This is a genomic window from Ensifer soli (assembly GCF_041928815.1).
In the GTDB taxonomy this organism is placed as follows: domain Bacteria; phylum Pseudomonadota; class Alphaproteobacteria; order Rhizobiales; family Rhizobiaceae; genus JBHFEI01.
Genome location: NZ_JBHFEI010000001.1, coordinates 407,427 through 429,186, shown reverse-complemented (window position 1 = coordinate 429,186; position 21,760 = coordinate 407,427). Strand labels below are relative to the sequence as shown.

At 67.7% G+C, this 21,760-nt stretch carries 19 protein-coding genes; 7 read left to right on the top strand and 12 right to left on the bottom strand.

Annotated features, from left to right (window positions below):
* Positions 1 to 122: 122 nt before the first annotated feature.
* The gene (locus tag ACEVQ6_RS01920) at positions 123 to 2,186 is read left to right on the top strand and encodes a TonB-dependent hemoglobin/transferrin/lactoferrin family receptor (RefSeq protein WP_374887194.1); all 2,064 of its coding nucleotides are present in this window, start codon (positions 123 to 125) and stop codon (positions 2,184 to 2,186) included.
* Positions 2,187 to 2,218: 32 nt separating this feature from the next.
* The gene (locus ACEVQ6_RS01915; protein ID WP_374887193.1) at positions 2,219 to 2,557 is read left to right on the top strand and encodes an antibiotic biosynthesis monooxygenase family protein; all 339 of its coding nucleotides are present in this window, start codon (positions 2,219 to 2,221) and stop codon (positions 2,555 to 2,557) included.
* A 156-nt stretch (positions 2,558 to 2,713) separates the two neighbouring features.
* Here the strand turns inward: ACEVQ6_RS01915 and ACEVQ6_RS01910 are convergent, their stop codons facing one another.
* The 9 genes from ACEVQ6_RS01910 to ACEVQ6_RS01870 form a co-directional block, all read right to left on the bottom strand.
* The gene (locus tag ACEVQ6_RS01910) at positions 2,714 to 3,796 is read right to left on the bottom strand and encodes an ABC transporter ATP-binding protein (RefSeq protein ID WP_374887192.1); all 1,083 of its coding nucleotides are present in this window, start codon (positions 3,794 to 3,796) and stop codon (positions 2,714 to 2,716) included.
* Complete coding sequence (locus ACEVQ6_RS01905) at positions 3,789 to 4,781, bottom strand: ROK family protein (RefSeq protein WP_374887191.1); 993 nt, start codon at positions 4,779 to 4,781, stop codon at positions 3,789 to 3,791. The genes ACEVQ6_RS01910 and ACEVQ6_RS01905 overlap by 8 nt, the downstream gene beginning before the upstream one ends.
* Entirely contained in the window at positions 4,778 to 5,503 is a 726-nt protein-coding gene (locus tag ACEVQ6_RS01900; RefSeq protein WP_374887190.1) for a ribulose-phosphate 3-epimerase, read from the bottom strand. Before ACEVQ6_RS01900 ends, ACEVQ6_RS01905 begins: the two co-directional genes overlap by 4 nt.
* 34 nt (positions 5,504 to 5,537) lie before the next feature.
* On the bottom strand, positions 5,538 to 6,356 hold the full coding sequence (locus tag ACEVQ6_RS01895; protein WP_374887189.1) for a sugar phosphate isomerase/epimerase family protein: 819 nt from the start codon (positions 6,354 to 6,356) through the stop codon (positions 5,538 to 5,540).
* Complete coding sequence (locus tag ACEVQ6_RS01890; protein ID WP_374887188.1) at positions 6,356 to 7,432, bottom strand: Gfo/Idh/MocA family protein; 1,077 nt, start codon at positions 7,430 to 7,432, stop codon at positions 6,356 to 6,358. The genes ACEVQ6_RS01895 and ACEVQ6_RS01890 overlap by 1 nt, the downstream gene beginning before the upstream one ends.
* A gap of 10 nt (positions 7,433 to 7,442) precedes the next feature.
* On the bottom strand, positions 7,443 to 8,264 hold the full coding sequence (locus ACEVQ6_RS01885; protein WP_374887356.1) for a sugar phosphate isomerase/epimerase family protein: 822 nt from the start codon (positions 8,262 to 8,264) through the stop codon (positions 7,443 to 7,445).
* Between the two features lie 2 nt (positions 8,265 to 8,266).
* Positions 8,267 to 9,103 (bottom strand): carbohydrate ABC transporter permease, encoded by an 837-nt coding sequence (locus ACEVQ6_RS01880; protein ID WP_374887187.1) that lies wholly within the window; start codon positions 9,101 to 9,103, stop codon positions 8,267 to 8,269.
* On the bottom strand, positions 9,100 to 9,954 hold the full coding sequence (locus ACEVQ6_RS01875) for a carbohydrate ABC transporter permease (protein WP_374887186.1): 855 nt from the start codon (positions 9,952 to 9,954) through the stop codon (positions 9,100 to 9,102). The genes ACEVQ6_RS01880 and ACEVQ6_RS01875 overlap by 4 nt, the downstream gene beginning before the upstream one ends.
* 80 nt (positions 9,955 to 10,034) lie before the next feature.
* Positions 10,035 to 11,435, bottom strand: coding sequence for an ABC transporter substrate-binding protein (locus ACEVQ6_RS01870; protein WP_374887185.1), 1,401 nt, complete (start codon positions 11,433 to 11,435; stop codon positions 10,035 to 10,037).
* Positions 11,436 to 11,608: 173 nt separating this feature from the next.
* On the opposite strand from ACEVQ6_RS01870, the gene ACEVQ6_RS01865 reads away from it, so the two are divergent.
* Positions 11,609 to 12,775, top strand: coding sequence for a Gfo/Idh/MocA family protein (locus ACEVQ6_RS01865; RefSeq protein WP_374887184.1), 1,167 nt, complete (start codon positions 11,609 to 11,611; stop codon positions 12,773 to 12,775).
* The gene (locus tag ACEVQ6_RS01860; RefSeq protein ID WP_374887183.1) at positions 12,775 to 13,725 is read left to right on the top strand and encodes an alpha/beta hydrolase; all 951 of its coding nucleotides are present in this window, start codon (positions 12,775 to 12,777) and stop codon (positions 13,723 to 13,725) included. Before ACEVQ6_RS01865 ends, ACEVQ6_RS01860 begins: the two co-directional genes overlap by 1 nt.
* A gap of 311 nt (positions 13,726 to 14,036) precedes the next feature.
* Here ACEVQ6_RS01860 and ACEVQ6_RS01855 read toward each other — a convergent pair whose 3' ends face one another.
* Entirely contained in the window at positions 14,037 to 15,062 is a 1,026-nt protein-coding gene (locus ACEVQ6_RS01855; RefSeq protein WP_374887182.1) for a LacI family DNA-binding transcriptional regulator, read from the bottom strand.
* Positions 15,063 to 15,292: 230 nt separating this feature from the next.
* Between ACEVQ6_RS01855 and ACEVQ6_RS01850 the strand changes: the two genes are divergently transcribed.
* Complete coding sequence (locus tag ACEVQ6_RS01850) at positions 15,293 to 15,556, top strand: hypothetical protein (RefSeq protein ID WP_374887181.1); 264 nt, start codon at positions 15,293 to 15,295, stop codon at positions 15,554 to 15,556.
* A 5-nt stretch (positions 15,557 to 15,561) separates the two neighbouring features.
* Here the strand turns inward: ACEVQ6_RS01850 and ACEVQ6_RS01845 are convergent, their stop codons facing one another.
* Positions 15,562 to 16,656: a helix-turn-helix transcriptional regulator gene (locus tag ACEVQ6_RS01845; protein WP_374887180.1), complete on the bottom strand. Its 1,095-nt coding sequence runs from the start codon at positions 16,654 to 16,656 to the stop codon at positions 15,562 to 15,564.
* A gap of 278 nt (positions 16,657 to 16,934) precedes the next feature.
* Here ACEVQ6_RS01845 and ACEVQ6_RS01840 point away from each other — a divergent pair, with 278 nt between their 5' ends.
* Positions 16,935 to 19,670: a caspase family protein gene (locus tag ACEVQ6_RS01840; protein ID WP_374887179.1), complete on the top strand. Its 2,736-nt coding sequence runs from the start codon at positions 16,935 to 16,937 to the stop codon at positions 19,668 to 19,670.
* Between the two features lie 297 nt (positions 19,671 to 19,967).
* On the opposite strand, the gene ACEVQ6_RS01835 is transcribed toward ACEVQ6_RS01840, so the two are convergent.
* Positions 19,968 to 20,711, bottom strand: a complete 744-nt coding sequence (locus ACEVQ6_RS01835; RefSeq protein WP_374887178.1) for an SDR family oxidoreductase — start codon at positions 20,709 to 20,711, stop codon at positions 19,968 to 19,970.
* Positions 20,712 to 20,811: 100 nt separating this feature from the next.
* Between ACEVQ6_RS01835 and ACEVQ6_RS01830 the strand changes: the two genes are divergently transcribed.
* Positions 20,812 to 21,714, top strand: coding sequence for an AraC family transcriptional regulator (locus ACEVQ6_RS01830; protein WP_374887177.1), 903 nt, complete (start codon positions 20,812 to 20,814; stop codon positions 21,712 to 21,714).
* Positions 21,715 to 21,760: the final 46 nt, after the last annotated feature.

The following is a 21,760-nucleotide window of genomic DNA, read 5'->3' as shown; positions in this document are numbered from 1 at the left end:
CTGGGTCGCGCCGTCGTTTAGCCGGTCGCTCTTATCTTGACAATAAGAATCATGTTTATCTATGAAGATCAAGCGTGCTCCGTCGGGGTGGTCGGAGCGCCGGAGTTCAGGGGGTCCGTGTCATGCTGCGTCTGTTTCGTCTTACCCTTCTCGTCGGAACAGGGCTCGCATCGCTCCCGGCGCTTGCCCAGGAGGCGGATCCTTCGGCGGACGACTGTGTCGGCAGCGTCGCCTGCGCCAACACCACCGCGCTCGACGCCATCACCATTTCCGCGACCCGGACCAACGAGGCGCCGATCAGGGCGCTCGGCGGCGTCAGCGTCATCGAGACGAACGCGCCGGCCGTCAGCGGGATGGGCCGCGTCGCCGACCTGCTCGCCGGCGTGCCGGGGGTCTCGACGGACGGGGCGGGCGACGAATCGGGGACGGCGGTCAACATTCGCGGCCTGCAGGATTTCGGCCGCGTCGCCGTCATCGTCGACGGCGCGCGGCAGAACTTCCAGCAGACCGGCCACCGGGCGAACGGCACCTTCTTCCTCGACCCGGCGCTGATCCGAAGGGTGACGGTGGCACGCGGGCCGATCGCCAATGTCTACGGGTCCGGCGCGATCGGCGGGGTCGTGTCCTTCGAGACGATCAATCCGTCCGAATTCCTGCGCGACGGCGAGACCTGGGCGCTCTCGGGCACCACCGGCTTCGAGACCAATGGCGGCGCCCCGACCGTCGGCACGACGGGTGCCTACAGGATCGGCGACGGGCTTTCGGTGCTCGGCAACGTCAACTACCGCAAGTCCGGCGAATATCAGGACGGCGACGGCAAGGCGATCTACAATTCCGGCGAGGAGGTCGTCTCCGGGCTCGGCAAGGCCGAGTTCGTCCTGAACGATTTCAACACGATCACGGCGGGCTACATGCTCAACCGGTTCGACTACGTCACCGGCAGCCCCGGCGCGACGCAATACGACACGCTGGTCGATACGCGGACCGCGACGGCCAAGTGGCGCTACGACAATCCGGACGACCGGCTCTTCAACGTCAACGCCTCGGTCTACTGGACCACGACCGACAAGGAGGAGGTGCGCAGCTACACCTCGACGCCCGCGCTCCTCGGCACGTCGCGCGACCTCGGCATCCGGACCTACGGCACCGACGTCGCCAACACCTCGCGCTTCGACACGGGCGCCCTGGAACACGAGGTAACGATCGGCGGCGATGTCTTCCACGACAAGGTGACGAGTGCCGATCCCTTCGGCACGGCCGCCTATTTCACCCCCGGTGGGACGCGGCTCGCCTATGGCGCCTTCGTGCAGGACCAGGTCCGCTACCAGGACTGGCTGCGCGTCATCGGCGGCGTGCGCTATGACGGCTACAGCCTTGACGGCAGGGACGGAACGGAATCCGACGGCAACCGGCTTTCGCCGAAGATCGGTGCCGGCATCATGCCCTTCGAGGGCACGGCGGCCGGCGGCCTCGAACTCTATGCAAGCTATGCGGAAGGCTATCGCGCCCCCTCGACGACGGAAACGCTGATCACCGGCACCCATCCGGGCTCGTTCAGCTTCGAGTTCCGCCCCAATCCGCACCTGATCCCCGAGACGGCGCACACGATCGAGGTCGGCGTCAACTATGCCCGCGACGGCATCTTCAGCGGCGGCGACAGTCTCCGGCTGAAGGCGGCCTACTTCCACAACGACGTCGACAATTACATCGACGGCGTCTACCACACCGGCACCGGCGGCGCGGCCGACTATTACCAGTACGAGAATGTTGCCTCCGCGACGATCCACGGCGTCGAACTGGAGGCGACCTACGACACCGGGATCGTCTTCGCCTCGCTTTCGGGATCGATCCTGCGCGGCGACAACACCGAGACCGGCGGGCCGCTCGGGACGATCGCGCCCGACACTGTGACGACGACGCTCGGCCGTCGCTTCCTCGACGACACACTGACGGCCGGCATCCAGTGGGAGCATGCGGCGGCGCAACGCCGCGTCCCCGCCGGCGCGCCGGAAAGCGACGGCTTCGACACGGTCAACCTCTTCGCCACGCTTGAGCCCGATGCCGACTTTAATGTCGGCGTCAAGGTGAAGAACCTGTTCAACACCCAGTACACCCGCTATCTCGACGAGGATGCCTCACCCGGCCTGTCTGTTCTGGTGACGCTCTCGGGCCGGATCGGCGGATGATCGACCCCCTCCAGCACGAAAGGAAATTCCCCATGTATATCGCGATGAACCGCTTCCGCGTCGTTCCCGGCTTCGAGGACGAGTTCGAGGCCAATTGGAAGGGCCGCGAGCGCCGTCTCGCCGAGGTGCCCGGCTATGTCGCGTTCAAGCTGCTGAAGGGACCGAAGGCGGACGACCACACGCTCTACGCCTCGCACACGGTCTGGGAAAGCCAGGACCATTTCGTCGCCTGGACGAAGTCCGAACAGTTCCGCGCCGCCCATGCCAATGCCGGCAAGGGCAAGGTCCAGTATCTCTCCGGTCCGCATTTCGAAGGCTTTTCCGTCATCATCGACGAAGGCCGCGACGGCGCTTCGGCCGAAGCCGCCTGACGCAGGGAAGCGGATCCGGGCGATCGCGGTCCGCCTGGCGCCATTCCGGTTCTCACCGGATCACCGGGATGGCTTTGCGGTTTCTTGCTGACCGCATCTCCGACGCCGAAGCGAAGGCGCCTCGGCGGGACGGGCTCGTGCCGTCGCGGCCCGCCGTCAGGCACGCGCGACGGCCGTGCCGTCCGTGCGGAACAGGTGGCAGGCGCCGGGATCGACGGTAAGGCGGACGCGGCTTTTCGGCTGCGTCCGGTCACTGCCGTCCGCCTGGACCACGAGCGTGACCCCGGGCGCGACCGAGACATGCAGGATCGTCAGGCTGCCGAGCCGCTCGGCGATCTCGACCACGCCCTCGAAGGGGCCCGCCTCAGCCAGCCGCAGGTGTTCCGGCCGGATGCCGAGGATCGCCGTATCGCCGGCGTTCAGGCTATGCGACGGCGCCGGCAGCGCCAGCCCCGCCCCGCCCGGCAGCGTCACCCCGATCCCGTCCGCACCCGCCGCCGTCACCGGGACGTCGAAGAGGTTCATCTTCGGCGAGCCGATGAAGCCGGCGACGAAGGTGTTGGCGGGACGCTCGTAAAGGTCGAGCGGCGAGCCGACCTGTTCGATGACGCCGCCGTTCAGCACGACGATCTTGTCGGCCATGGTCATCGCTTCGGTCTGGTCGTGAGTCACGTAGATCATCGTCGCCGCGAGCTGCTCGTGCAGGCGCATCAGTTCGAGGCGCATGTTGACGCGCAGCGCCGCGTCGAGATTCGACAGCGGCTCGTCGAAGAGAAACACCTTTGGCTTGCGCACGATGGCGCGGCCGATGGCGACGCGCTGGCGCTGGCCGCCGGACAGCGCCTTCGGCCGACGGTCGAGATAGGGGGTGAGCTGGAGGATCTCGGCGGCCTCGCGCACCTTGGCGTCGCGCTCGGCGATGGGCACGCCGGCGATCTTCAGCGCGAAACCCATATTGTCCGCCACCGTCATGTGCGGGTAGAGCGCATAGGACTGGAACACCATGGCAAGGCCGCGCTCGGACGGGTCGACCTCGTTGGCGCGCAGGCCGTCGATCGAGAGTTCCCCGCCGGTGATCGGCTCGAGCCCGGCGATCATGCGCAGCAGCGTCGATTTTCCGCAGCCGGACGGGCCGACGAAGACAACGAATTCGCGGTCTTTGACGTCGAGGTCGATGCCCCTGATCACCTCGACGGCGCCGTAGGACTTGCGCACGTCGCGCAGCGTCAGATCAGCCATGGTTCGCCTCCCTCGATATGGCCTCGCCGTCGCCGGCGAGAATCAGACTGGCGGCGCCGATCAGCCCCGCATGGTTTCCGAGCGTCGCGCGCCGCACCGGCACGTCGCGATAGGGCCGCATCGCGCGCGCCCCGATCGTGGTCGTGATGCCATGCGCCATCAGGTCGAGCCCGTTCGACAGCCCGCCGCCGACGACGATCACCTCCGGCGAGTAGAGATGCAGAAGATTGGTGAAGCCGATGCCGAGCCAGCGCGCCTCCGCATCGAGAAGCGCCAGCGCCTTCAGGTCGCCCGCCCGCGCCGCCTCGACCACATGGCGGGCGCTGACCGGTCCATCCTCCGAGCGGCGCCGGAGGTCGGACCCGTCGCCGGGCGCGGTCGCACGCGTCGCCTCCTCGCCGAGCGCCGACCCGGAGGCGACCGCCTCGAAGCAGCCGATCGCGCCGCAGAAGCAGGGCCGGCTCTCGCCGGTGATCGCCATGTGGCCGATTTCGCCGGCAAGGCCGCGCCGCCCGTGCAGGATGCGCCCGCCGGCGATGATGCCGCCGCCGATGCCGGTCGAGACGGTGACGAAGACCATCGACCGCGTGCCGCGCCCGGCGCCGTATCGCCATTCGCCGAGGGCCGCCGCATTGGCGTCGTTCTCGATCCGCACGCTTCGGCCGAGCCTGGCGCCGAGCCGCTCGGCGAGCGGCACCTGCCGCCAGCCGTCGAGCGTCGGCGCGTCGAGCACGACGCCCTCCTCCGGATCGAGCGGACCCGGCGCCCCGACGCCGACGCCGAGCAGGCGGACGGCGGGCGCATGGGCCTGCACCGTGCCGGCGAGCGCCACCATCTGCTCGATCACCGCCGCCGGACCCGCTTTCGCAAGCGTCGCGGCCGAGGCGAAGGCGAGGATCGTCCCGCTGGCGGCGACGAGGGCGGCGCGCAGTTCGGTGCCGCCGAGATCGAAGGCGAGCGCCGCCGGGGGCCGGTCGTCGGTCATGCGGCCTTCGTCTTCAGGCCATGCAGCCAGGCGATGCGGCCGGCAAGGTCGCTGTCGCCATAGGCGAGCGAGCCGAGCACCACCGTCTCCGCGCCGGCTTCCCTGAGGCGCGGCACCGTCTCGTGGCGGATGCCGCCGTCGGCGGCGAGGATGATGTCGGCCTCACGGCCCGCCTGCCGCATCAGCGCGCGTGCCTCGGCGAGCCGGTCGCAGGCCTTCTCCGACAGGCTCTGCCCCTTGACGCCGATCGAGGTGCCGAGCAGCGTGACGAAGGAGACATGCGGCAGGAACGGCTCGACCGCGGCGACCGGCGTCTCCAGCCGCAGCACGACGCCGCCGGCGGCACCCCGTGTCCGCGCGATCTCCAGCGCGCGAAGGCCGGCCGCGCCGTTTTCGGCGTGGACGCTGACGAGGTCGGTGCCGGCGTCGAGGAACTGGCGGGTCTGCTCCTCGACGATCTCCGCCTCCACCATCAGATGCACATGGATCGGCCGTGCCGTCAGCCCGGCGATGCGGGCGACCAGATCGGGGAAGAACAGGAAGCCCGGCGTGAAGCGGGCGTCCGCGACGTCGATGTGATGGATGTCGGCATGGTCCTCGACGCGGGCGAGGTCGCGCTCGAGATTGCAGAGGTCGGCCGACCAGGTGGAGAACTCGCCGAGCAGGCGGTCGCGCGGCAGCGCGTTTATGGCGGCCTGGCCCTTCAGGGTTTTGTCGGTCATCAGAGGCGGACTCCGTTCTATGGTCAGCAAATGCTTACAGAAGGCTTCGGAGGAAACGGGCGACGCCCGGCGCCTCTGCCGCGGAAAGCCCGTGGGTGACGACCGGCCCGGCAAAGCCCGCAGCCTTCAGCCGCGCGATGAAGTCGGGAAAATCGACGACGCCGGTACCGGCGGTGGTAAAACGACCGTCGGCATGGCGATCCTTCGCATGGGCCATGGCGAGGAAGGGGGCGGCGCGATCGAGACTGTCGGCGACGATGGCGCGCGCCTCCTGCGGGCTCGCCTCCTCGAAGAGATTGGCCGGATCGAGCACGATCTTCAGCCGCGATGATCCCATCTCGCCGATCAGGCGCACGGCGTCTTCGGCCGAGGTCACCACATTCGCCTGTTCCGGCTCGATGCCGAGGTCGACGCCATGGGCCTCGGCAAGCGCCAGCGCGCGCTCCATCTCCGCCGCCATGTCGGCCCAGGCCTCCGGCGCCTGATTGTCCGGATGGTGTGCCCACTGGTCGGCGGCGTTGCGCGAGCCGGTGCAGAGCGTCACCAGCGGAATGGCGAGCCGGGCAGCGGTCTCGATGACGGTACCGAGCCGGGCAAGGCCGTCGTCACGGACGCGCTTTTCCGGATGCGCCATGTTGTAGGTGCCCGACAGCGCCGCGATCGAGACGCCGGTTGCGCGTGCCGCCTCGGCGATCGCGGCGATCACATCGTCGCCGACCGTCTCCGGCATCGACGGCAGGCCGACGCAGGCGAGGTTGAACTGGGTTGTGTCGTAGCCGGCGCCGCGCGTGGCGGAGAGCACGGTCGCGGCATCCGTTCCCGCGAAGGTCTTGGCGAAAATCCCGATCTGCATCAGACGGCTCCCGTGACATCGGTGAGAGACACGCGCGCGCCGCTCTCGACCGAGCGGGCGATCGCGACCATGGCGCGGATCGAGGCGACGCCGTCGTCGACGGTCGCGCCGCGCATCGGCTTGCCGTCGAGGATCGTGTCGGCGAAGCCTTCGAGCTGGCGGCGGAAGAAATGGCCGTCCGCGCCGAGCGGCCGGCGGGCCGTCGCATCCTTTTCACGAAAGATGTCGACCTCGCTCGCGCGAAAATACCAGGGATTGAAGGTCTTGGCGATCACAGAGCCGTTCTCGCCATAAAGCTGGAAGCCCTCGTGCCAGTCCATGCGGACGGCGACGGTGAGGTCGAGATGGCCGAGCGCGCCGCTGGCGAATTCCGTCTCGACGAACCAGCAATAGGCGCCGAACTGCTCGTTGAGCCGCGCCCGGACGGCGGTGATCTCGCCGCAGAAGAAGCGGGCCGTGTCGACGAGGTGCGAACCGTGCGCCAGCATGAAATACTGCCGCAGATCCGCCTTCGGATTGCCGGCGGGCTTTTTCGCCAGCCTGCTCGTCACCGGCAGCGGCTGGACGGCGTCCGTGTTGGTGTAGCGATGGGTGGAATCGCAGTACCAGGCCTTCAGCGCCAGGACCGTGCCGATCTCGTCGCGGACGAAATCGCGCGCCGCCTCGAGCGCCGGATCGAAGCGCTTCATGTGTCCGACCTGGTAGACCTTGCCGGAGCGTTTCACCGCCTCGGCAAGCGCCATGCCCTCTTCGATCGAGACGCCGACCGGCTTTTCGCACAGCACATGCTTGCCGGCATCGAGCGCCTTGATCGTCATCGGCACGTGATAGGCGTCGGAGGTCGCGACGATCACGGCCTCCAGTTCCGGGTCGGCGAGCATGGCGTCGTAGTCGCCATACTGCTTCTCCGGCTCGTAGGTCGCGCCCATGCGGGCAAGGAGATCGGGTGCCGCGTCGCAGATCGCGTAGAGATCAGCATTGCGCGCCTTCACGCAGGATTCGAGATGGGCGAATTGCGCGATCGGCCCGCAGCCGAGCACTCCGACGCGAAGCCGCCGGTCGTCCTTGCGTAACATGGGTCCGTCCTCAGAAACCGTAGCGGCGCATGGTGTCGCGGTTCGTCTTGACGGCGGCGGCGGGATCCCTGCCGGCCGTCTCGGATTCCTCCTCGACGATGAGCCAGCCGTTGAAGTGCGATCCAGCGCGGACGGCGTCGACCACCGCCTTCGTGTCGCAGACGCCTTCCCCGAGCATCGCCCAGTCGCCGTTTGCGTCGACGTCCTTCAGGTGCAGGTAGCGGATGCGGTCGCGGTAGGTCGCAAGCGTGTCGAGGATGTCCATCCTGCTGCGCAGGATATGGCCGGTATCCGGCACCCAGCCGACCAGCGTCGGATCGAGAAGGGCGAAGATCGCGTCGTAGTCGGCGCGGTCGAAGAGCAGCGTGTCGCGGTGCGAGCTCGGATGCACGGCGAGGGTGACGCCGGCGCTTGCGGCGGCCGCGCCAGCCTTGTTGTAGACTTCCGCCGCGACCTTATACTTGTCGGCCCGTGCGCCGGGCGACATCACCGTCGCCGAGCCCATCGAGACGACCGCGCCGGGGAACTGGGCGGCGAAATCGATCCAGCGGCGCGTGCGCGCCACGTCGTTCTCGATCTCGGCCGCTTCCGTGTAGCCGCTTGGTGCGGCGCAGGCGAAGGCGACCAGCGTCAGGCCGTGATTTTCAAGCGCGCTGGCGAAGCCGGCGGGATCGTCGCCATAGTGGCCGATCATCTTGTCCGTGATCTCGATGCCGCTGTAGCCGCCCTTGGAAATGGCGGAAAGCAGGTCGTCCGGCCCGCCGGTGAACCCCTTGCCAAGCATCTCCCAGGTGAACGTCTGGCAGCCGAGTTTGATGTCCTTGGTGGTCACTGTCATTCCTTGATACCTCCCTGGGTCAGGCCTTCGATGATGTGCCGCTGGAAGAAGAGCACGAGAAGGATCAGCGGCACGGTGACGACGGCGGACGCGGCCGCGATGTCGCCCCAGGGTACATAATAGAGGTTGGTGAAGTTGGCGATGCCGACGGGGATCGTCTGCGTGTCGATATTGGAGGTGAAGGCGAGCGCGAAGAGGAATTCGTTCCAAGCGGTGATGAAGGCGAGCAGGCCGGTGGTGACGAGGCTCGGCAGCGACATCGGCAGGATGATGTGCCAGAGAAGGCCGACGGTCTTGACCCCGTCCATGCGCGCCGCCTCGTCGATCTCGCGCGGCAGCGTCTCGAAATAGCCGAACAGCACCCAGGTGACGAGCGGCAGGCCGAGCGCCAGGTAGGTGATGACCAGCACGGTATAGGTGTCGAGCAGGCCGAGCTCCGAGGCGATCAGGTAGAGCGGGCCGACCAGTGCGATCTGCGGGAACATCGACACCGAGAGGATGACCATCAGGATGCCGAAGCGCCCCTTGACGTTCAGCCGCGACAGCGAGAAGGCGGCGAGCGAGCCGACGACGAGGCAGAGGAAGGTGGTTGCCAGCGACACGACCAGCGAGTTCCAGACGTAGCGGTGCAGGCCCTTCTCGACGAAGGCGTTGTAGTAGTGTTCCAGCGTGAACGGGTCCGGGATCAGCGACGGGGTGCCCGAGGTCAGCGCCTTGTCGAGCTGGAACGAGGTGGAGAACTGCCAGAGGAACGGCCCGCCCGACCAGACGAGGATGAAGGCGGCGCCAAGGTAGAGCAGGACCGACTGGAGCGGCTTGCGCGCCTCGTTCATGACACCCTCCGGATCTGCCGGATCAGGAACAGGCAGAGCACCGCCGCGATCAGCCCCTCTGTGATGAACATCGCCGTCGACACGGCCGAGCCGTAGCCGAACTGCAGCGTGGCGAAGAGCACCTTGTAGGAGAGCGTCGACAGGGTCTCGGTGGAATCGGCGGGCCCGCCGCCGGTCAGCACGTAGACGAGGTCGAAGATGCGGAAGGCGTCGAGCGCGCGAAACAGCCCGGCGATTAGCAGCGTCGGCAGGAGAAGCGGCAGGCGGATGTACCAGAAGGTCTTCCAGCTCTTCGCGCCGTCCATGCGCGCGGCTTCGGTCAGCGATTTCGGCACGGTCTGCAAGCCGGTGAGCAGAAGAAGTGCCATGAAGGGCGTCGTCTTCCAGACGTCGGCGATGATGATCGTCGTCATCGCCGTGTCGGGCGAGCCGTACCAGTTGATGTTCTGGTCGGCGATGCCGAGCGAGACGAGGATGAAGTTGATGATGCCGTGCTGGCCGTCGAACAGCCAGCCGAACATCTTTGATGTCACCACGGTCGGCATCGCCCAGGGCACCAGCATCGCCGCGCGCACCAGGCCGCGTCCGGAAAAATGCTCGTAGAGGATCAGCGCCATGCCGAGGCCGATCAGCGTTTCGAGCAGGGTGGAGACGGCGGTGAACCACATCGTGTGCCACCAGGCGTTCCAGAACTGGCTGTCGGCAAAGAGCTGGACATAGTTGGCGAAGCCGACGAAGTCGTCCTCCTGCGTGATCAGCGAGGTGTTGGTCAGCGACAGGTAGAGGCCGTTCAGGATCGGGTAGAAGGAGACCGAGGCCAGCGAGATGAAGGCCGGCAGCAGCAGGAGCAAGGGCCAGAGGGCGCCCGAAAGCGCCCTCCCGGCCCGACGCGGCCGTCTGTAGGAGGATGGGGCGACCGCAGACGACATGGTCAGCCGACGATGCCGTTGATCGTGTTGGCGAGCGCGTCCATCTCGGCCTGGACATTGCCGGAGACCAGCGCCTTGGAGATGCCCGACTGCAAGGCGAGCGTCACCTTGGCGTATTCCGGCGTCACCGGCCGCGGCGTCGCCCCGGTGAAGACGTCCTGCAGGCTCGCCATGAAGGGCTGGTCCTTCTTGATCGTCTCGTCGGCGAAGAGGGCGGGGCGCGTCGGCGCGAGGCCGAAGTTCAGCGCGATGCGCTTTTGCGTCTCGGTCGAGGACAGCCAGGTGAGCAGCTCGATCGCCGCCTCGCGGTTCTTCGAGTTGGCGTTGACGCCGAGCTGGTAGCCGCCGAGGCAGGCCGACGACTTGCCGCCGGGGAAGGCGGGCAGGGGCGCGACGCCGACCTTGTCGACGACCTCGGAAGCCTTCGGGTCCTGCGCGATCGGATAGACGTAGGACCAGTTGCGCATGAACAGCGCCTGACCTGAGGTGAACGGCTGGCGCGACGGCTCCTCGTCCCAGGAAAGCACGTTCTGCGGGCTGATCTTGGTCTTGTTGATCGTATCATGCAGGAACTGGATCGCCTTGACCGCCGCTTCCTGGTTGATCAGCGACGACTTGCCGTCGGGTGCGAGGATCGCGCCGCCGGCCGACGTGATGATCTCGACCGCATCGCAGACGAGGACCTCGGCCTGCTTGCCCTGCCAGAGATAGCCGAACTCGACGTCGCCAGCCTTTTGCGCCGCCGCCGCGATCGTCGCCATGTCGTCCCAGGTGGTCGGCACCGTGCCGCCGTGCTTCTCCAGCACGTCCTTGCGGTAGTAGAACATGCCGGAATCGAGGAACCAGGGCAGCGCGGTGAGCTTGTTGTCATAGGTGCAGGCGGCGACCGTGCCGGCAAAGTAATCGCCGCGCTTGTCGGCGGGGAAATACTCGTCGAGCGCGAGCGCCCAGCCGGCGGCGGCGAAGCCGGCGATCCAGATGACGTCCTGGCTGAACACGTCCGGCGTGCCGCTCTTGCGTGCGAGCTGCTGCACTAGGCCCTGATAGACCTCGGTCGACGAGCTCGGCGGCGGCAGCTCGATGTTCTTGACCAGCACCCGGTCCTGCGACTCGTTGAAGGTCTTGATCAGGTCGCCGAAGGTCTCGTTGCCGAAGAAGGCGGCGCTGGCGAAGCTGATCTCGGCCCGGTCCTGCGCCCGGGCCTTGCGGACGCCAAGACCCGTGCCGAGCGCGGCGGCGCCGATCAGCCCCGCCGATGCCATCAGGAACTGGCGCCGGTCGGCGCGCGTGACGTGGTTGGGCAAGGTGGCAGGCAAGGCACGGGGCGCGCCGGCGGCCGTGGGGCCGGCCTCGAGGCCAGCGAGATCCGAGCCGGCATCCGGCCCTTTCGAAATGTCCGTCATGGTGTCCTCCCGAAAAACGCCACGGCACTCCTCTGCCTGAAGCGTTGGCGCATGATCGATAAAAATTTGTCGCACGTCAAGAATTAAAATCCTTTATCGCGCATCCGCATCGTGGCAGTTTGCGCCGCGACGCCGGCGGTCGCCCTGCCGGCAGGGTTCGAGGAGAGAAGAACGTGACTGGGAAGAGCAAGCGCCCGATCGGCATCGGCGTGATCGGCTGCGGCAATATTTCGATGACCTATCTGCGCAATGCGGCGCTGTTTTCCGGCGTGGAACTGAAGGCCTGCGCCGACATCTCGGCCGACATGGCGGCGCTGCGGGCGAAGGAATACGGCATCCGGGCCGAGACGGTCGACGGGCTGCTCGCCGACCCCGAGGTCGATCTCGTGCTCAACCTGACCATTCCGGCCGTCCATTACGACGTGACGATGTCGGCGCTGTCGGCCGGCAAGCACGTCTTCACCGAAAAGCCGCTGGCGACGACGGCCGCCGAGGGGCGCAGGCTGGTCGCGGAAGCCGCCTCGCGCGGCCTGCTGCTCGGCTCGGCGCCCGACACCTTCCTCGGTGCCGCCGGGCGGCGTGCCCGCCGGCTGGTCGACGAGGGCGCGATCGGCCGCGCCATCACCGGCACCGCCTTCATGATGGGGCGCGGCATGGAGCACTGGCATCCGAACCCGCAATTCTACTACCAGCCCGGCGGCGGCCCGGTGCTCGACATGGGTCCCTACTATCTCACCATGCTCGTCAACCTGCTCGGCCCCGCCGCCCGCGTCATGGCGATGGCGACCAAGGGCCAGGAGGAGCGCCTGATCACGGCGGACGGCCCTTACAAGAACACGACGTTCAAGGTCGGTACCCCGACCAACATCCTCTCGCTGATCGAGTTCCGCTCCGGCGCCACCGTCACCTTCGGCGCCTCCTGGGACGTCTTCCGCCACTCCAACCATCCGATCGAGCTGCACGGCACGGAAGGGTCGATCCGGCTTCCCGACCCCGACACGTTCGGCGGCACCGTCTCGCTGTCGGAGCGCGGCGCCGACTGGCGCGATTTCGACAGCGACGGCGAACTCTATGGCGCCCGCAACTGGCCCTTTGCCGCGCCGGACCGCGCCAATTACCGCATGCTGGGCGTCGCCGACCTCGTGCGCGCGCTCGAGACCGGAGAGGCGCACCGCGCCTCCGGCGACCTTGCGCTGCATGTCCTGGAAATCATGGAAGGCATTCTTGCCTCCGGCGTCTCCGGCACCTCCGTCGCGATCGAGGGCAGCGTCGCGCAGCCGCGGCTCCTCGGCGAGGAAGAGGCCGAAAGCCTTCTCGCTCCGGCAAAGGCGGCTGCGTGATGGTGGCACTCGATCCCGGCGCCCGGCGCGTCCTCGACCTCCAGCGCGCCGCCGGCGGCAAGCCCTTCGAGGAGGGCACCGTCGACGCGGCGCGCGGCGCCTACAATGCCGGCGGCCCGACGCTGCAGGGCGAGCGCGTCGGCGTCGCCTCCGTCCATGACCGCGTCGTCGACGGCCCGGCCGGGCCGATCCGCGTCCGGGTCTATCGCGGCCTCGGCGCGCCGGAGCACGATGCACCGGCGCTCGTCTATTACCACGGCGGCGGCTGGGTGATCGGCTCGCTCGACAGCCATGACGAAATCTGCCGCTGGTTCGCCAATGCGGCTGCCTGCGTCGTCGTCTGCCCGGACTACCGGCTGGCGCCGGAGCACAAGTTTCCGGCGCCCGTCGAGGACTGCCGGGCAACGCTTGCCGCCGTGGTCGCCCGCGCGTCGGAATTCGGCATCGATCCCGCACGGGTCGCGGTGGCCGGCGACAGCGCCGGCGGCAACCTCGCGGCTGTGGTGGCGCTGATGGCGCGCGACGGCGACGCGCCGAAGGTGACGGCGCAGCTCCTCATCTATCCGAACACCGATGCGGCCCAGACCGCCGACAGCTATCGCCGCTTCGCCGAGGGCTACGGACTGACGGCGCGGACCATGGCCTGGTTCCGCGATCATTACATCCGCACCGACGGCGACATCGCCGACTGGCGCGCCTCGCCGCTGCGGGTGAAGAGCCTTGCCGGCGCGCCGCCCGCCTTCGTCGCGATCGCCGGCTATGACATCCTTGCCGACGAGGGCGAGGCCTATGCCGACCGGCTGGAGGAGGCGGGCGTGCCGCTCGCACGCTTCGACCGGCCGGGCCAGATCCACGGCTTCGCCTCGATGGGCCGCTATACGCCCGACGCCCATGCCGTGGTGCTGGCGGCGGTCGCGGCGTGGAGGTCCTACGACCCGGCCTTCGGCTAGAGCGTGTCTCGCAAAGGTGTGCAGCAGCTTTGCGAAAAGACATGCGTAAAAACAAAGGCCTAACGCGTACGAGCGAATCTGAAAGATCGCGACACGCTTTAGGGCGTGTCCGGCCGAAACGGGATCGCTTCGGCGTCGGACAATGCTGCAAAGACAAAATGTTATGACACGTTCCGTGAACCGGTGCTCATCGAACGTGTAGCGTTTGCCGGGGATCACGTGGGATCCGGTTGTCCCGAAAGGACAAATGGCAGCAAAAGGGGAGAGAACCTGCCTGCTTCCGGATGAACCCGACGGACCCTGGAGCCGGATCAGGCGGACTGGCGCATCGCCAGCGTCGCGTCGAAATAAAGCATGGGCGCCACGTCGGCGCGCTCGTCCCCCATCAGCGCCAAGAGCGTCTCGACGCTGCGCCGGGCAATGCCGCTGAAATCCTGCGCCATCGTCGTCAGCGCCGGCCCGGTGAAGCGGCTCAAGGGATGGTCGTCATGGGCCGCGACGCGCAGGTCGCAGTCGCCGCGCCGTCCGACCCTCTTGCCTTGCGAGAAGGCCGCCGCCATGACGCCGAAGGCGAGGCGGTCGTTGGCGCAGAGCACGGTGCGTCCCGGCAGCGCGTTGCGCGACAGGATCGCCTCCATCTGCTCGTAGCCGATACGCTCGAAGTCCCAGGTATAGTCGCGCGTGTTGCCGAAGACCAAGGGCTCGTGGCCAAGCGCCGTCATCGTGTCGATGTAGCTCTTGAGGCGCTCCGGTGAGTTGTGGTTGACATGGGGGATGTCGAAATAGACCGGCGCCTCGCCGGAGCGGCAGAGATAATCGACCATGGTGGCGACGCTCTGGCGGTTGTTGTTGCCGATGAAGGGGGCGGTCCCGGCGATATAGGTGTCGAAGCAGACGATCGGGATCGACTGGGTGATCGTCTCGAAGCCGCGCGCGTCGGAGGCAAGGCCGAGCGGCGCCATGATCGCGCCCGAGACCTTCAGCGCCATGATCGTGCGCAGCGCCTCGGATTCGAGCGCCTGCGAGCCATGCGACGAGATGACGATCGGCCAGTAGCCCTCCTCGCGCAGCCTCAGTTCGATCTCGCTGACGGCGGCGGTGTAGAAAGGATCGGCGAGCGTCGGTACGATGATGCCGACATTGCGCGTGCGCTTGCGGTTGAGGTTGCGCGCATAATGGTTCGGCTGGTAGTCCGAGGCCTCCAGCGCCTGTTCGATGCGCCGCCGGGTGGCGGGCTTTACGCTGGCGGGATTGTCGAAATATTTGGAAAGCGTCGGCCGCGACACGCCGCAGGATTGCGCGAAGTCCTCCATCGTCCGGTGGCGCGGCGTTTTCATTGCGGTGTCATGTCCGTTTCATCGGAAAGGCGTGGACTGCGTGCGGGGAGAATGGTCGGGGACAGGCCGCGGCGCAAGACGGAAACATTCCATCGCATGAAATAATTTTCAGTGTGGATCTTAAAAAATTATCCCATGTAAAGAAAAGAGTTCCGACAAAGGCGAGACGGGATGAAACCGTGGCCGGAGCTTATCCGTTGCGGTCACGAGAACGACAGGAGGACATCCGCATGAAAAACGCTCCCTTCATCGCCGCCGTCCTCGGACTGGCGCTTGCCGGCTGTACCACGGCGCCGCCGGACCTCGAGCCGCTTCCCGGCAGCATCCATTACGGCGGCCGGGCGACGCCGCTGCGCAAGGCGCCGCCCGGAAGCATCCACCATCACCGCTTCCTCTACCAGGGCGGCATGGTGTTCGAGACCTATCGGGTCGGTCCCGACCGCAACCTCGTTCTCCTCGACCGGCGCTTCGTCGACGACTGGCCGCCGCGCTGATCGGGTCACGCCGCGTCGCTCGGCCTGCCGAGCCCGGACAGGAGGGCAACGAGCTGCGACTGCCGCCCCACGCCGGTCTTGCGGAAGACCGCCTTCAAATGGGTCCGGACTGTCTCGCGGCCGATGCCGAGGCGGCCGGCGGTCTCCTCGACGGAGAGGCCGCGCGTCACCTCCTGCGCCACCCGCGCCTCGAGCCGGGTCAGGTCGAAAAGGCCGCAGAGCACCCTCTGGTCCGGCGGACCCGCCACGCCGACGGTGGTGGCGATGACGACGGCCCGGCTTCGCGCGAAGATGTCGCGCGCATCGCGGCGGATCGGGATCACCTGCAGCACCAGCGGCGGCGCCGCCTCGCCTGCCGCGACCGGAACCGACTGGACGAGGGGCGCAAAACCGCGCTGCAGCCGCTCGAAGATATCCTGGAGAAGGGCGGCGGCTTGCGTGTCGCTGAGGACGAGCCGGTCCATGAAGCCGGTGCGGATGCGCGGTCCCATCGCGTCCATTCCGGCATTCATCGCCACGACCTGCCCGCCGTCGCCGATCACGGCGGCGGGAAGACCGACCAGATCGAGCGTCCGCGCCATGGTGCGCGCTTCCTCGAAGCCGAGCCGTCCCGCCATGAAGGTGGCGCGGGCGAGGTCGGGGCGCAGGCCGTTGATCCTCTCGACATGGTCGGGCGTGAACGGCCCGTGCTCGGTGCGCCTGAGCAGGCTGTGGACGAGCATGGTGCCGGACGGCTCGCGCACCGCCGCGCCCATCTCCCATCCAAGCCCGATCGGCCGCAGCAGCTCCCGCAGCATGCTGTCGTTCTCGAATTCCTCCGCCGTCAGTACGTCGATGTCGCGCTTGAAGGACGTGTCGCCGGACTGCAGCGCCCGGATGAGCCGCTTGTTCTCGGCCGCAAGCCCGCTGTCCTGGTACCGGCGCATGTCCTCCGTCACGCACTCGCTCGCCACCCAGCGCACCGCGCCGTCCGGCGAGATTGAGATGACGGCGGCGGAAAACGCATCGACCTCAGCGCTGATCAGGTCGCAGACGTCGCTCCACCCGTCGGGGATCATCGCGGCTTCGTAGATCCTGTCGATCAGGACGTCCCTCTCCAAGATGTGTCGCTCCATGCTCCTTGAGGTCGACGGCGGCGTTCCGCTTCGTCGGTCGAAAGGACGATAGCATGCAAGGACACGGGCAGTCCCGTCGGCTGTGCGACTATGGTTAGCGGCGTTAAGGGATCGGAAACCAGTTCCGCATCTCGGTCAGGTGCTCAAGGGCGTGTCGCGGCGCGCGATCGCGGCCCTTGCCCCGAAATTCGCCCTTCAAAAATCGGGCCGATCTGCCACAATGGAACGGCGGCGCAGATGTTTTCTGTCGGGGAACGGGACGGATGAGGGGTTGGATCGAGAGGGGCGGTCTTGCGCTCGCCTGCGCCATGATCATGCTGGCGGCACTTGTCGCGGCGGGCGGCGAAAGCCGGGCCGCGGGTCGTGTCGCCCTCGTCATCGGCAATTCGAACTACCAGTCGGCCGGCCTTCTGCGCAACCCCGCGAACGATGCCCGGGCGGTCGGCGCGGCGCTCGCGCGCCTCGACTTCGACGTGATGCTCGCCACCGATCTCGGCAAGTCCGCCTTCCAGACGACGCTTGCCGATTTCGCGGAGAAATCCGAGGGCGCGGATCTGGCGCTGATCTACTATGCCGGCCATGCGATGGAGCTGAAAGGCAGCAATTTCCTCATCCCAACCGATGCGAAGCTCTCCTCCGACAGCCGCGTCGCCTTCGAGACCATCGATCTCGACGACGTGCTCTCGGCCGTCGCCTATGTGAAGGGCCTGAAGATCGTCCTGCTCGATGCCTGCCGCAACAATCCCTTCCTGGAAGGCATGCGGCTGAAGGGGGGCAATCGCGCGGTTTCCCGCGGGCTCGCCGTGCCGAAGGAGCCGGACAACGGCCTCCTGATCAGCTATGCCGCGGCCGCCGGCACGGTCGCCTCGGACGGTGACGGCGACCACAGCCCCTATGCGGCGGCGCTGCTGAAGAACATGGAGACGCCCGGCCTCGAACTTGCCATGATGCTGCGTCGCGTCCGGGCGGACGTGAAGGAGGCGACCGAAAACCGGCAGACCCCCTTCGAATATGGCAGCCTTCCCGACCGGGAGGTCTACCTTGTCCCGCCGGCTGCGGGCCAGCCTGCGCCGAAGGCGGAGGGTGCGGAGGTGAGCGCGCTTTCGACCGCCTATCCGCGCGCGGCCGCGCCTCAGGATGCCTGCCGCGACGCCGGCACCCACTGGGCGGCGATCCGGGACAAGAACAGCAAGGCCTTCTATGAGGAGCACCTGTCGCTCTTCGGTGCCTGCGCCTTCGCTTCGCTGGCGCGGGCCGAGATGGCGCGGCTTGCCGAGGAAAGCCTTGCCGGGGCCGAAACCGCCTGCGACCGGCTGGCCGCCGGTCCCGACGATCCGCAGAGGATCGCCTCGGTCGCGGGCCTGGACCTCGCGGCGGTCGATCCCGCCGCGGCGGTCCCCGCCTGCAAGGAGGCGACGGAGCGGTTCCCCGGAGAGGCCCGGCTGTTCTTCCAGTACGGCCGGTCGCTCGCCGCCGGCAAGGACCACCCCGGCGCCCTCTGGCAGTACCGCAAGGCCGCCGATCTCGGCAGCGTCGCCGCGATGTTCGCGATCGGCCTTCAGTATGACGGCGGGGAGGGGGTCGGCGCCGATCCCGCCGAGGCGCTCGCCTGGTATCGCAAGGCCGCCGGTCTCGGCCATGCGATGGCGATGAACAATATCGGCTATTTCTACGACGAGGGCCGAGGCGTCGCCGTCGACAAGGCGGAGGCCGCGGTCTGGTACCGTCGCGCGGCCGATTTCGGCAATGCGCTCGCCATGCTCAATCTTGGCTTCCTCCACGCCCAGGGCCAGGGTGTGGCCAGGGACGACGCGGCGGCGATGGAGTGGTATCGTCGCTCGGCATCCCTCGGCAATGCGCGGGCGATGAACAATATCGGCTATTTCTACGACGAAGGCCGGGGCGTTCCGGTCGACAAGGCGGCGGCGGCCGACTGGTATCGCCGCGCCGCCGATCTCGGCGATCCGCTGGCCATGGTCAATCTCGGCCGCCAGTACGAGCTCGGCGCCGGCGTGGCGCAGGATGATGCCGAGGCGCTTGTCTGGTATCGCAAGGGCGCCGATCTCGGCAATGCCATGGCGATGAACAATATCGGCTTCTTCTACGACGAAGGCAAAGGCGTGCCCGCCGACAAGGACCAGGCGATGGCGTGGTACGTCAAATCGGCCGATCTCGGCAATGCGCTCGCCATGTTCAATGTCGGCACCCAGTACGAATTCGGCGACGGCGTGGCGCAGAACGACGCGCAGGCCTTCCAGTGGTATGTGAAGGCGAGCGAGGCGGGCCATGCCGGCGCCATGAACAAGGTCGGCTTCTTCTACGATGTCGGCCGCGGCACGACGACGGACAAGGACCAGGCGATGGCCTGGTATCGCCGCAGCGCCGAGGGCGGCGAGTCGGCCGGCATGTTCAACGTCGGCGTCCAGTACGAATATGGCGACGGAGTGCCGCAGGACTATGCCGAGGCGATGGTCTGGTACCGAAAGGCGGCCGATCTCGGCCATGCGACGGCAATGAACAATATCGGCTTCTTCTACGACGAGGGCAGGGGCGTGGCTGCGGACAAGGCCGAGGCGATGACCTGGTACCGCAAGGCCGCCGACCTCGGCGAGGCGCTCGCCATGTACAATATCGGCGTCCAGTACGAGCAGGGCGACGGTGTCGCCAAGGACGGCGGGGAAGCGATGCGCTGGTACGCCCGTTCGGCGGACGGAGGCAACACCTCCGCGCTGCGCAGCATCGCCGTCCTCTATCACAATGGCGACGGCGTCACGCAGGACTATGCCGAGGCGGCCCGCTATGTCGAGCAGGCGCTCCGGCGGGGCGACGAGCCGACCCATCAGGAAATGCGCGACGGCCAGCCCTGGTCGCCGGAATTCCGCCGGGCGCTGCAGCAGCGGCTGCGCGGTGCCGGCCAGTACCAGGGCGCGATCGACGGGCGCTTCGGCGCCTCGACCTACGCCGCGATGGACGGGGTCTTCGGCGCCGATCTCCGCTAGAGCATGTCCAGCCGAAGCGGGATTGCGTCGGATTATCAAGCAAAAGCAAAATTTTGGAACACGCTCGGTGGGCCGGTGTTCACCGAGCGTGTTCTAATCCGCAGCGGCCGCCGTGACCGCGCAACGCGGGCATGCGGTCAAACGCCGGCCAGCAAAAGCCCTCCTGGCCCTCAACCCCGCCTGCCATCGTCGGACATGATGCGCGGCCCGGTCCAGGGAGACGGCATCGACATGTCGTGCGCGGACATCCGTTCCGATGGAGGCCCGCCGGACGCGCCCGCGCCGCCTGCCAGGGCGTCACCCCGCCGGGGCGAGCGCCACGGCGTCGGGACCGGCGGGGAAGCGGAGCTTTCCGCTTTCGTCGTGCACCGCCGTCCAGACCGCCTCGGCGACGTCGCTCTCCCGCGTCGTCAGCGCGGGTGCTGCGAACCGGGCAAAGACGGGGGCGGCGAAGTCGGCATAGGGCTCCGGGATCATTGCGCCGGCGGATGCGGAGGTGTTTTCGGTGAAGCGCGTGGTCGGTCCGTAGCCAGGCTCGACCAGCTTGACGCGGATGCCGAAATGGCCGAGTTCATGGGCGAGCGATCCGGTGAAGCCTTCGATCGCCTGCTTGCTAGCGGTGTAGGCGGCCACCAGCGGCATCGGCGCCAGCGTGGCGCTGGAGGTTACGTTGACGATCACTCCGGCGCGGCGCAGGCGCATCTGCGGGATGACGGCCTGCGTCATCGCCATGACGCCGAAGGTGTTCGTGTCGAAGACCGCCCGCACTCTTGCCATCGGCATGGTTTCGAAGGCGCCCGCCGCACCGATGCCGGCATTGTTGACGAGCATGTCGATCGGTCCCGCCGCCGAGACCGCCCGGGCGATGCTTGCCTCATCCGTGACGTCGAGCGGCAGCAGGCGGAGGTTCGCCGCTGGCGGCAGGATGTCTTCGCGCGGCGTCCGCATCGTGGCGATGACGGTGAAGCCGCGCGCGAGGAAGAGGCGGGCCGTCGCGAGCCCGTAGCCGGATGAGCAGCCGGTGATCAGGATGGATGGCATGGGGCACTCCTTTGTTGTGTGGGTCGATGCCTCCTTTTCCCCGATCCTGAACGGATGATCTACGATTGACCATCCGGATTTTATTGCCGATAGTCCGGAAATGGCCGATCCTCTTTCGGATATCATCACGCTGATGCGCCCGCAGGCGGTCTTCACCAAGGAGATCAGCGGGGCGGGGCGCTGGGGTGTGCGCTACGCCGATTTCGGCCATCCCAGCTTTGCCGTCGTCATCGAGGGCGCCTGCCGTTTGGCGGTGGACGGGGAAGTGGATCTCGTCCTGAGGAGCGGCGATTTCGTGCTCCTGCCGGCAACGCCGGGGTTCACGATTTCGGGCCTCGCACCGGTGCGCCCGGACCGCGTCGATCCCCATGCCGCGGCACGGGAGATGCAGGACCTCCGGCACGGCGATCCGCAGCGTGCCCCGGATGTGCGCCTGCTCGGCGGATATTTCGTCTTCGAAGGCGCGGATTCCGCGCTGCTCGTCTCGCTTCTGCCCGGGCAGATCCATGTGCGCGGCGAGGACCGGTTTTCGACCCTCGTCAGGATCCTCGTCGAGGAGTCTGGGCGCGACCGCCCGGGCCGGACGCTGGTGCTCGCCCGGCTGGTGGAGGTCCTGCTCGTCGAGGCGTTGCGTCATGCGCAGGTACAGGACGCGCCGCCGGGCCTCCTCAGCGGGCTCGCCGATCCGCGCCTGGCGGAGGCGATCCGGCGCATGCATGCCGATCCGGCCCGCAGCCTTACCGTCGCCGAACTGGCGCGGGAGGCGGCCCTGTCGCGCTCCGTCTTCTTCGAGCGCTTCTCACGGCTGGTCGGCATGGCCCCGATGGACTACCTCCTCACCTGGCGGATGGCGGTGGCGAAGGATATGCTGCGCCGGCAGCGGATCGACATCGCGGAGGTCGCGGGGCGGATCGGCTATGGCTCGGCCAGCACCTTCAGCACCGCCTTCAGCCGCCATGTCGGTCAGCCGCCGGGGCGCTATGCCCGCGGTGCCGCGCCGTGAAGCGGACAGGCCGCTAAGGGCTGCGCCGGGCGGCTCTTCGCCCGAC